Raw genomic sequence first — 11,574 nt, 5'->3', positions numbered from 1 at the left:
CAATTACACGCATCTCCCTTTTGTTTTGTTTATTGGTCTAAACAAAGTCTAACAAAATTAGGAGATTGCGTGTTTATTTTTTCTGAATTTTATCTGTACCCCAACAAATATTTTAGAGCCATAATTTTAAAGTATATATATGAAATTAAAACCCCGTAAAGATAGAGTGTCGTCTACTTTTACGGGGTGTTTTTTGGATTATTATAAAATTTTATATAATACCTTGCATACGTAAAATAATCTCTGCTACGATTGCCGACCCTAAGAATGTACCTAATAGGACAAACATCCCGACAATGACCGTTTTCCATCCGAGTTTCGCAAAATCCGTCCAGGAACGACCAATTGAAATCCCTGCATAGGCTAAAATCGGTGTGGCAATAGCTAGTAAATTGACTTTGCCTGTCCACTCGACGATTTTTTCAGATCCTGGTACAGCTGGCATTGATAGTATAAATGCTAATATACCAATGTAAGCAATACTCGGTATCCCTTTATATGGAATCGCTCGATGAATGATTAATCCAAGTAAACTGATGGAAGCCAAAACAATTATTCCAGGAAGTGACTCCAGTGGCATAACTTCGTAGCCAATCCAGTTTCCAATGATGACCATAAACGATACAATAATCATCAATATGACCCATTCTTGAATATTTTTTAGCATCGATTATTTCACCACCTTTGTTTTGGATTCTTCTTTTCTTCCTCTGTTATTACTTCAATATTTGATTCCATTTCCATAATTGGATCATGATTATTTTTTCGTTTTGTTAATACTTTATATAACTTTTCTGTTAATGGTAATCCTATGAAAATACTTGCATACAAGCCCGTAACAGAAGTTAATAAGTTACTAGCTCCCGAAAAGGCAGTAATCGTATCGGCCATATCAGGAAATGCCGCTACTAAAGGTCCTAAAGAGGCAGCGGCCATACTTCCACTTCCCACTCCTGTAGCCATTCCAAAGGAATAAGGATGAAGAGGTGTCGCTGTCGCTAGGAATCCAGATATTAACCCTAAAAAGATAGATCCAAATACCGTACCGAAAATATACATCGACATCACTCCACGGCCTTCGGGAGAAGACAGTCCAAATTTATCAGTAATTAAAGCTAAATTCGGTTCCCGTCCAATGGAGTGGGTCATTCCAATACTTTCTCGCTTCAATCCTAATAAAATGGCAATCGGAAGGGCGATTAAAATTGTTCCTAAATTTCCAATCTCTTGGAGAATGAGAGCGGGGCCCGCCTCAATCAATTGAGGTAGGGCTGGCCCTGCTTGTACACCGAACTTTGCAATTAATAACGTTAATGTAATATAAACTAATGTTTCAGCTTTTTCCGACTGCTTTTTTGTTACAAGGGGTGTGAAATAAACTGCAATCCCAATAATGACTGCATAAAGCATAGGCAGTAATAAAATAATTCCCACCCCAACCGAAATACTATGCTGACCAATTAACTCTGTCACACAAACGATTGCTAATACTAAAACATGTAATTTCCAATCTTTCCATAAACCTGCTGCATTTCCCTCCATACACTTGCCTCCTTTTCCTGAATCTATTCGTAGTTACTTCACTTGAACTTCTTTAGCGTGTACTTGCATATATTCGAGCGTCGCTAATCCAAGTGTTTTTGCTGCGATTAATAGTGCTCTCTCATCAATATCAAATTTCGGATGATGGTGTGGGTAAGACACTTCCCACTCAGGATTGCGTGCACCTGTAAAGAAGAACGTTCCTTTTACATGTTGTAAATAGTACGCGTAATCTTCACCGCCCATTACCGGCTCGATTTCTTTTACTGCCGTTACACTAGGTACTTTCTTCGCTAATTCGGCTACGAATTCCGTCTCTTCCTCATGATTAATAAGTGTTGGATAACCACGAGTATAAGTGAATTCATAACTTGCATTCGCACTTTCACATACGCCTTTTACGACTCTTTCCATCTCTTGTTCAATCAATGCCCGAGTCTCCTCTTTAAACGTTCGAACCGTTCCTAGCATCTCTGCTTGATCAGCAATCACGTTGTATGGATTTTCTGCTACAAAGGATGTAACGGATATAACCGCCGAATCTAACGGATTAATTTTCCGACTAACAATTTGGTTTAAACTATTAATAAGTTGGCTTCCTACCGCAATACTATCAATTGTTTGATGTGGGTATGCACCATGTCCCCCGCGACCTTGGATACGAATATTAAACATGTCCGGTGCTGCTTGAAGGGCACCCGCGCGATAACCAATCTCCCCTAATGGCATTTGAGCTTGTAAATGGGTACCAAAAATAACATCAACACCATCTAAACAACCATCTTCAATCATTGAAATGGCACCGCCAGGAGGTAATTCCTCTGCATGTTGATGAATAAAGACTACCGTTCCTTGTAGTTCTGTCTTCATTTTATTTAATACTTTTGCCAAGCCTAGTAAAGTGGCCGTATGACCATCATGGCCACATGCATGCATGACCCCTTCATTTTTGGACTTGAAAGGTAAATCCGTTTGTTCAACAATCGGCAGTGCATCAAAATCAGCACGCAGGGCAACTGTCGGTCCTGGTTGATCACCTTTTAAAGTAGCAACAACCCCGTTTCCGCCAACGTCCCTTTTCGTTTCATGTCCTAACTTTTCATGGAATTCAGCAATATATTTAGCCGTATTTACTTCTTTAAATGAAAGTTCCGGATTCGCATGTAAGTGCCTCCGTATTTCTACTATCTCCTCATAAACTTCTTCTAAACTATCAAATAATTTTTGCATTCTATTAACCTCCTTTTATTTATTTCTTATGTTAAGTTTGTGAAATAGATTCTTAATTTTCACACAATTTCTTTTAGCACTTTGTAAATAGCAGATGAATCTAAGTTTCCTTTTCCTTTATTTTTTCCTAAATGAAATAGCTGGTGGGTACTATCACTGACAAAAGTAGCTATTTGGTTGTCTTCTGCTAGATTTCGATATAAATGAATATCTTTTGTCATGTTGGCCAAGGAAAATTTCACATTGTCAAAAGTGTGATCCAGGATATTTACACCGAAAACATCCATCGCTCGGGTTTGTCCACTACCTTTTTGCAAGATGGAGGCAAGCTTTTCTTTTGGAACGCCTGCCTTTTCACTCGTTAAAAAGGCTTCACTTAATAATGAAATGACACCGCCGACAACCATGTTGTGGCATAGCTTGACGATTTGCCCTGCACCACTTTCACCTAAATATTCAATATGTTTCCCTATCGCTTGTAGAACCGGGAGGATTTCATCTAGTCGCTCTTCACTCCCACCAATCATAATAGTGAGCGTTCCATTATTCGCACCATCTGGTCCACCACTTAACGGGCAATCGTAAAATTCAACGCCTTTTTCTTGAGCTTTTTGATGGATCTGTCTTGTGATATTGACGTCATTGGTACTCATGTCCAAAATGAAAGTGCCTTGCTTCATTCGGAATAGAATTCCAGTCTCCTCATTTAAAACAATTTCTTTCACTACATCCGGTGATGTTAACGATAAAATGACAAAATCAACTTGACCCGCTAATTCTTCAAGTGCGGAAGCTGGGGTTGCCCCTTCGTTTACTAGCTTTTTCACTGCCTCTTCATTAATATCGTAGACCATGACATTATAATGATGTTTGATTAAATTTTTCGCCATGCCACTTCCCATTAAACCACAGCCAATTACTCCAACCGTTGTCATCCAAAGCCCTCCTATGCCTTCATGTAAACCGTTTTATATTCAGTCCAAAATTCTAACGCTGTTGAGCCTTGTTCCCGCGGTCCTAAACTCGACGCTTTCTTCCCACCGAAAGGATATTGATTTTCAAAATAGTTGGAAGGAATATTCACGTGGGTCACACCTGTCTCGATATGTTTAACAAAGTGCATGGCCTTTGCTAAATCTTTCGTATAAATAGTAGAAGACAATCCAAACTCACTATCATTGGCTACTTCCAATGCTTCTTCATAGGAATCGACTTCAATGACGGCAATAACCGGCGCAAAAATCTCTTCCTTAAAAATTCGCATTTCTCGATTGACATTACTGAACACGGTTGGTGCAATAAAGTACCCTCTATCCAACCCATTATCCGTTAGCCTCTTTCCACCACATTCAAGGACTGCTCCATCTTGAATGGCGTCGTTCACATGTTCTAAATACAAGTTCAGTTGATTTTCGTCGATGATTGGACCATTATCGGCATTTTCATCAAAGCCATCTCCAATGGTTAGAGCGTTTGCTGCTTCAACTAATCGAGCAATGACCTCTTTGGAAATACTTCTTGGAACGATTAATCTGCTTGTTCCGGTACAACGTTGTCCATTATCAAAAAAGCCACTAATAACGACATTTTGAATCGTTTCATCCAAATCGGCATCTTCCAGTATGATCGATGCATTCTTTCCACCCATCTCCGCTTGCATTTTTCCTCCCCGGTTCGTTACAGCTCGTCCTAGAGCCAAGCCTACTTCTGTTGAACCAGTAAAGGATACCGCTTTAATTTTTGCGTGATTCCCTATAGCTCGTCCAATGACGCCACCAGGCCCTGTGATCATATTGATAACTCCTTTAGGGACACCCGCTTTTTCAAATAACTCGATAATTTTTATACTAATTAAAGAAGTATTACTTGCTGGTTTAAACACGACGGTATTTCCTGCAACAATTGCCGGTGCAATTTTCCATATCCCGATACCGAGGGGGAAATTATAAGGAGCGATTACCCCGACAACCCCTAAAGGTTCTCTCACTGTGTACCCAAAAATATCTGGGTCATTGGAAGGAATCGTTTCTCCTGTTAAACGGGTTGCTTCCCCGCTAAATTGTTTCATTGCTTCGATCGTTTTTTGGACTTCTCCTAAGGAATTTTTGTACGTCTTTCCTACTTCCTTTGTAATAATCGTAGCAAGCTCTTCCTTTTGTTCTTCCAATAAGTTAATGAGCTTAAATAATACTTCTCCCCGTTCAGGCACTGCAATTTTTGACCATATTTTAAAAGCTTTCTCTGCAACGTCGATTGCGATGTCGACATCTTTTTGATCGGATTTTTGAAAATAGCCAAGTATATGATCTGCATTGGCAGGATTAATACTTGGATAGACTTCACCTGATATTGCTTGAACCCATTCACCATTAATATAATTAAAATACGTTTCGGTCATTCTAGTTCACCTCTCATCTCTTTATTTTGAATAATTTTAATATTCAAAATTATAAAAATGAATGTGGCAAATCACAAAAATAAACATTACTTTTTGTGACTCACCACATATAGTTGAACAGCGATAACGAGATCAACCCACTCTTTTTCATCATTCAAATCGATTTGTAGGATGTCTTCTATTTTTCTTAACCGGTAATATAACGTATTCCCATGAATATGTAACGCTTTAGCTGTCTCTTTATGGTTTTTATTTTGATTGATAAAACTAAGTAACGTGTCGATTAGAAGGAAGTCGGTTTTTAATAACTTGCCAATCTTATCTTGAATGAAAATTTCAATCCTTTGGGGTTCTAAATCATGGAACAACCGCTCCATACCGAGTTTGGCATATTCCACAATATAGGATTGTTTCGTCGTCTTTGCGTAATTAATGGACTGGATCGCTTCATGATAAGAAATGGCTATTTGTTGAATACTCGTTTTCCGCCCAATTCCAATGAGCACTTTTTTTTCTTTGCCCACAATCATCTCGATCTCGTTAATAATTTGACTTAGTTGATCATCTTTCAAATCAGGTAGAACGACGATTAATTGAAATGCATTCGCCACGATAAAGCTATTCGTACAAATGCTTTTTAACATATTTTCAAAGGAAAGAACTAACCATTGTTTATCAGTTAATTTATTGCGATCCCATAACGGATTTGCTGAACCTTCAATAATAATACATTGGATATCACTTACTTCATTCCACTGTAAATAGGTTAAGATTCGTTTTAAATCAGAGTTGGTGAGATCATGTAATAGTTGATTAAAAATTTCCTGTCTAAAATGAAATTCTTGTTCCAATAATGCACTATTTTTCGTTAATTCCAGTGCGATGGCAGAACAGGCATGTTCAATAATTAATTGTTCAAATTCAGGAAATGTTTCGAAGGGTCGCTCCAGCTCTAATACGCCGAGTATTTCATGACTTCGTACGATCGGATAATAATTGCTGTCCTCATGATAAAGATTCGTCTCACGATGAACAACTTTCGAGCCAATTAAAGTTTCTAATAACAAAAGGATCTGTCCAATGCCTTCCCCATCAATAATGAATTGATAAAACTTTTTATGAATGGAAATCGTATTCGATAACATCTCATTTTTTTGCAATAAATTTTGATAAACCCGAGAATGTTCAAGGGCGATGGCACTTTGATCAGCAATAATTTGAATGACTTCTAAATCGGCATCGGAAAAAATCCCATCCTGGTTAAAATTATCAACAATCAAAACACCAAGACAGGAATCTTGATAAAGAATCGGAACACAAAAGGCACTTTTAATTTTTTGCCTCCGAACCCCTTCATAATAAAATTGATAATTTTCTTCCGACATATTGCTCATATAAAAATCGATCTCTTGTTCAGATTTAAATAGTTTGGACTTCTTTTCTAAAAACACTTTCCCCGTAATCGACTCACCCGGTGCAAACTCGATTCTTTTAAGCGGTTCAATCTCAACACCAATCGCCTCAGCTATTTTCAGCTTTCCCGTTAACTCATCATACAAATAAATCATAAAAGTATCGGTCACTTGAACGAGCTCACTAGCAGCCGTAATTAAATTTTTCAATACTTCTTCTAGTTTTAAAGACTGAGTTAACATTTTATTAATCTCTAACAGTTTTTTGGCTTTTGATAGTGTGAGGTAAGAGTTATTAGCTAGATTATTGGTCATGCAAAACACCTACTCTATTAAGTTAATGGTGGTTATTATAAATAATAGTTTAGCATTTAAATTCATAATATTGTGTAATTTCTGTGTTTTTAACAATTACTATATTTTGGAGATTCTTTGATAAAGTAATTACTTAATTTTCTTTTCTAAATGTAGCGGTTTAGTTTCCGAGTTAATTAAGTCCTTAGAACTTTTACCATCGATTGACCAAAAATCAATTTGTTCAATTTTTTCACCTGTAATATTGTAGCTATATACGATATCAGTCTCTGTTTGAAATCTTACATGAAGCTCCACAGTCTTATTTAATTTATCATCATCAGTATCTGTTACACTCCATGAATCATTAGGGTATATTGTGGTGAGATACGTATTAAGCTTTTCAATAGCATCATTAATCTGTAATTCAACTAATTTAGGTAATAATGCGAAGTAACCTATAACCAGAATCAGTAATATACCCGAAGATCCCCAAATTTTTTTCCGAATTGAAAGTTTGAAAAAAAATGTAACTAAACATATGATTAATAGAATTACTATTAATCCACAAATTATAATAATTGATGTAGGACTCAAATCTCACACCCCGCTTGAAATATGTTGAATCAGCTGAAAAGCTAAATACTCACTCTAACAAACTTATACTCTTATTTTAATCTGATATCTTAATATTTATAGTGTTAAATTAAAAATATAAAAGCCTCCTATTTTACCATATTCTTATACTCAAATTACTAATCCATAATCTCTTTCATTCATGTACTTTTTTCACCTACATTGAATACCTTTGTCCTTATTCTAGATTCTAGCCAATTGGAGAAGGTCATCCTTCGACCTTCCTCCATCCCAACTGGATCAAATTCATTTACCAACCTTTAGCTTGTAATTTTTTTATCCATATTTATAAGCCCAAACCGGCATCAAATTAGTAGTTTCAAAGAAAAAAACACTAGGTAGATTTTTACCTAGTGTCTGCTAACTTATTTCTTAATCGCTTTAAATGCAGCTGATTGTTCTTTAATACTACGTTCTGCTGCGAAACGTTCGATACTTATATTGGGCATCTTGGGGATGATTCCTTTATTTTTCGTTTTGGTTATCCTACTCTACTCAAATTAACCAAAATCAATTTATGTCCAATTACTCGAATGGTCATTATATAACAGAAAAATAAAAATCCCCCACATTTTACAGATATGTAGGGTTCTATTTCATATAAAATTATAATGATTCACTATTTTTATATCTTGCTAGAATGTTATTTGTTACTGCTTTTCTTCGATTTTTAGCGTCAATTCTTTTTAGCTGTTCATTGTAATGATTGATTTCACTCAAGGATTTTGCTTTACGAGCTTTCCGAATAATATTTTTGATACTCTTTACATCAGAGGGCTTTAAATTATCCATCCACCTCATCTCCCTTCCATATCCTATCAATTAATTCTTCTAGCTCTATAAGATATGCGTGAAATTCCTCATTCGTGTGTGTGGGATTATCGTTTTTAAATTGATCAACATAATATTCGACCCATGTTTGAATAAAGTCTTCCCAACTATCTAAAATTTCATTATTGGGTATTTCCCCATACGTTAATAGCACTTGACCATTATCAATGACTTCATCCACTCTTGCTTTAAAGATCTCATTTTCTTCCGTACCACTCATTAAAGCAATGCCTTTTAAATAAGTAATTCCACTCAACCCTGCGACAAGAGCGATAACTAAAACCTCCGTCACGGAACCATCACTATTCAAAATATTGACAGCTCCAACACCCGCTATACCGCCTAATAAACAAGCGGTAATAACCGCAACAATCCAATTAAGTATTTCTAAGGAACCATTAAACAACGTTATTTTTACATCTGTTTGCCCTTTTAATAACATAATGAGTGAGGTCGAAAAACTACCGATAATGCCCACAAAAAATGGTAGAGCAATCTGATGTTTTATATCCATATCTCCAAATAAGTACATAAACTTATCCTTTATTTTAAATTCATAAAAGAACCAACTGATAATCCAATTATATACAGTACAAATTAAATAAATCATTATTAATACAATGGCAAAATAAAGTAGAATTTTTATTAATTGAATTAATGCTTTTTCAATTTCCTTGAATTTCATCACTGAATCACCTTCATTTCCGCGAAAGCCCCTCACATTAATTTATAACAAATTTTTCCAGTATATGAATCCTTTCCTTTGTTAACTACAATAAAATGCAAACAGGTGAAACATAACAAAAAAACGCCAAAACCCTTATAATTAAGGATTTTAGCATTCATTAAAATTCATGTATGGAGATTGCGGGAGTATCTTATTGGAAAATTGGTTACCTGTTTTAATTTTTCCAAATTTGATATAATTATCCATAACTAATTTTGTGGAGGACATTCATGTCAAAGATAAAAGTCGATATTGATAGAGTTAATGATTTGACCCCTAGTTTTTCACAAGTTGCCACTAAAGTATCGAATACAACAGATAAAATTGCATCCATCCGATCTCATATCGATTACCGTATTAAAGCACGACATGGCATCGGTGATCAATTGTACAAAATATCAAATGAATTACAAACGATTGAAAAGAATATGAAGAAGTTAGTATCCTTCCTTCAAAATTCGATGGATAAGTATGGAGATGCTGAACAGAAAATTGCTAGGCAAGTTCCTATGTTACCTAATGTGATTGGGAAAAATAACATAACTATTGATGAAAATGGTAAAATACAAGTATTAAACGAATACGCTCAATTTAATACAGATAGACCTGTTGATCCAAATACTGGTGAATATTTGTTTACATATGAAGGGCAAAGGCAAGTATTGGGAGGAAATGGTTCAGGAACACCGGATGGTCTTGCCCAATTAGGGGATTTAGCTTATGATTTTTTATTTGGCGACATAGAGACTCTATTTGACCCGAACGCATCACTTTCGGATAAAGCCATAGCGGCGGCATTCATGTTACCAATAGGCAAACCGCTAAAAGCTGCAAAAGTTGCGATGGATGCGGTAGATAATTCAAAAGACATTGCAAAAACTGTAGATAAAGCAGAAGATATAAAAAACCTCTCAAAATCTGTAGATAAAACGAAAGAGATTCAAGATAAAACAATTTCTGATCTAGAAGTAAAACAACTAGGGGAATACATAAAGGATATTGAGAAGAAGCAGGTAGATAAGGGTACAGGTAAAGTAAACTTAAAAAACATTGATGAGTTTATTGATGGTACTAAAACTTTTGATGATGTTGTTGATGATTTTGCTCGACTATACAGTGAAAAAATTCAAACAAACAAAACTTGGTCATGGAATAAGTCATTTCATGGTGGAGAGTATTTAACTGCCCGTCAGCGAAAATTGATTAAGGAAAAAGCAATTGCCGATGGCCTGATTCCCAATGTAAATGTTATTAAAGCAGATGGAATGAGGTATGGTTTTGCAGATTTCAAGAGTGTTGGACTTGTGGTAGAAACTAAAGATTTACCAGAAAGTCTCTGGTTAAAGTCTGACGAGGCACAATTTGAATGGCTAGATAACGTAATTGGAGGAAGACCAGAAGGTATGACATGGCACCATACTGAAGTACCAGGTAAAATGGAGCTAGTACCATTTGGAATACACAATATAACTATTCATAATGGTGGCAGATCTACTGGAATGTGGGCAGATGCACCGAGATAGCTTGTAAAGAAAGGAGAAGAAATATGAAAATAAAACAGGACACTATAGTAAGGCCATTGCCTTCGGAGGAATTAATAAAAAGTCACGAAAAGTTTTGGAGACTTTCATTACCAGAGTCTTTCTTAGAATTTATAAAAGAAAATAATGGTGTAGAGGTTGAGGAAGCAACATTTGAGTGTAACAACCGTGGTTATGCGATAGAAAGGTTTTTGTGTATATTAGATGATATTGAGAATCATCCAAAAGGAATTTATGACATAGATGTTGTATTTTCACAAATAGGTGAAAGGTTGACTGCTAATGAAGACTTATTAGGGGCAGAGGTATTGCCAATAGCTAGTGTATTTGCGGGTGACTTTGTATGCTTAGATTTTAGAACAGATAAAAATAATCCATCTGTTTGTATATGGTCTCATGAAGAATCCGGTGAGTTTGAGCCTGTTACATATAATGTGGCAGATAACTTTTCTGAATTTTTAAAGATACTTGAATAGAAACAAAGAGAGTACAAATTAAAAATATATGAATAAATGTGATATTAATAATGGATAAATTTTACAGTATGGAAGAAAGCACCTGATTGCCTTTTAAACTGCCCCTTAAAAGTTAGACGCCAATCTAATTTTTAAGGGGTTTTTTTTATGGCTAAATTGAGAGTTGAACAAAGAATTCAAGCAGTTCAAGGATATGTAAATGGACATGAATCAGGGTATACATAATGCAGAAAAATCTGCAGGGGTTTGGGGAAATGATAGTGAGTATGCTGAATTACTTGAAAAATTTTTGAATAAGTAAAGGGTGATAAATGTGTCAATAAAAGAAACAATGAAGATATACTTTCAAATGAGAAAAGAGATAGCTGTGTATGGCAAAATAAAAATGCAGAGCTTTGCAAAGGAAAAATGCAGAGTCCTTCACTAATTTTGTGCAAAAAAAATAGACTTGCCAGTCACCCCAAGTCCCCGCTACATTAATTGTGTC

11 protein-coding genes are annotated in these 11,574 nt (G+C 35.7%); 2 read left to right on the top strand and 9 right to left on the bottom strand.

Annotation, left to right across the window (positions count from 1 at the left end):
• Nucleotides 1–211: 211 nt before the first annotated feature.
• From EC501_RS17325 to EC501_RS17285, 9 genes are all read right to left on the bottom strand, one after another.
• Nucleotides 212–667, bottom strand: coding sequence for a hypothetical protein (locus tag EC501_RS17325; RefSeq protein WP_122973600.1), 456 nt, complete (start codon nucleotides 665–667; stop codon nucleotides 212–214).
• A gap of 8 nt (nucleotides 668–675) precedes the next feature.
• Nucleotides 676–1,542 carry a DUF3100 domain-containing protein gene (locus EC501_RS17320; RefSeq protein ID WP_122973599.1) on the bottom strand — a complete coding sequence of 289 codons (867 nt, stop codon included), beginning with the start codon at nucleotides 1,540–1,542 and terminating at the stop codon, nucleotides 676–678.
• Between the two features lie 33 nt (nucleotides 1,543–1,575).
• The gene (locus EC501_RS17315) at nucleotides 1,576–2,772 is read right to left on the bottom strand and encodes a M20 family metallopeptidase (protein WP_122973598.1); all 1,197 of its coding nucleotides are present in this window, start codon (nucleotides 2,770–2,772) and stop codon (nucleotides 1,576–1,578) included.
• 59 nt (nucleotides 2,773–2,831) lie between these two features.
• Nucleotides 2,832–3,707, bottom strand: a complete 876-nt coding sequence (locus EC501_RS17310; protein WP_122973597.1) for an NAD(P)-dependent oxidoreductase — start codon at nucleotides 3,705–3,707, stop codon at nucleotides 2,832–2,834.
• A gap of 11 nt (nucleotides 3,708–3,718) precedes the next feature.
• Complete coding sequence (locus EC501_RS17305; protein ID WP_122973596.1) at nucleotides 3,719–5,170, bottom strand: aldehyde dehydrogenase family protein; 1,452 nt, start codon at nucleotides 5,168–5,170, stop codon at nucleotides 3,719–3,721.
• Between the two features lie 86 nt (nucleotides 5,171–5,256).
• Nucleotides 5,257–6,897: a helix-turn-helix domain-containing protein gene (locus EC501_RS17300; RefSeq protein ID WP_122973595.1), complete on the bottom strand. Its 1,641-nt coding sequence runs from the start codon at nucleotides 6,895–6,897 to the stop codon at nucleotides 5,257–5,259.
• Nucleotides 6,898–7,026: 129 nt separating this feature from the next.
• Nucleotides 7,027–7,473: a hypothetical protein gene (locus tag EC501_RS17295; RefSeq protein WP_122973594.1), complete on the bottom strand. Its 447-nt coding sequence runs from the start codon at nucleotides 7,471–7,473 to the stop codon at nucleotides 7,027–7,029.
• Between the two features lie 645 nt (nucleotides 7,474–8,118).
• The gene (locus tag EC501_RS17290; protein WP_122973593.1) at nucleotides 8,119–8,304 is read right to left on the bottom strand and encodes a hypothetical protein; all 186 of its coding nucleotides are present in this window, start codon (nucleotides 8,302–8,304) and stop codon (nucleotides 8,119–8,121) included.
• Nucleotides 8,297–9,028: a hypothetical protein gene (locus EC501_RS17285; RefSeq protein WP_122973592.1), complete on the bottom strand. Its 732-nt coding sequence runs from the start codon at nucleotides 9,026–9,028 to the stop codon at nucleotides 8,297–8,299. The genes EC501_RS17290 and EC501_RS17285 overlap by 8 nt, the downstream gene beginning before the upstream one ends.
• A gap of 311 nt (nucleotides 9,029–9,339) precedes the next feature.
• Between EC501_RS17285 and EC501_RS18690 the strand changes: the two genes are divergently transcribed.
• Nucleotides 9,340–10,593 (top strand): HNH endonuclease signature motif containing protein, encoded by a 1,254-nt coding sequence (locus tag EC501_RS18690; protein ID WP_241559394.1) that lies wholly within the window; start codon nucleotides 9,340–9,342, stop codon nucleotides 10,591–10,593.
• 23 nt (nucleotides 10,594–10,616) lie between these two features.
• On the top strand, nucleotides 10,617–11,087 hold the full coding sequence (locus EC501_RS17275) for an SMI1/KNR4 family protein (RefSeq protein ID WP_122973591.1): 471 nt from the start codon (nucleotides 10,617–10,619) through the stop codon (nucleotides 11,085–11,087).
• Nucleotides 11,088–11,574 lie beyond the last annotated feature (487 nt).

Origin of the sequence: Lysinibacillus halotolerans, assembly GCF_003711845.1 — a bacterium.
In the GTDB taxonomy this organism is placed as follows: domain Bacteria; phylum Bacillota; class Bacilli; order Bacillales_A; family Planococcaceae; genus Ureibacillus; species Ureibacillus halotolerans.
This window is presented reverse-complemented; position numbering and strand designations above follow the sequence as displayed.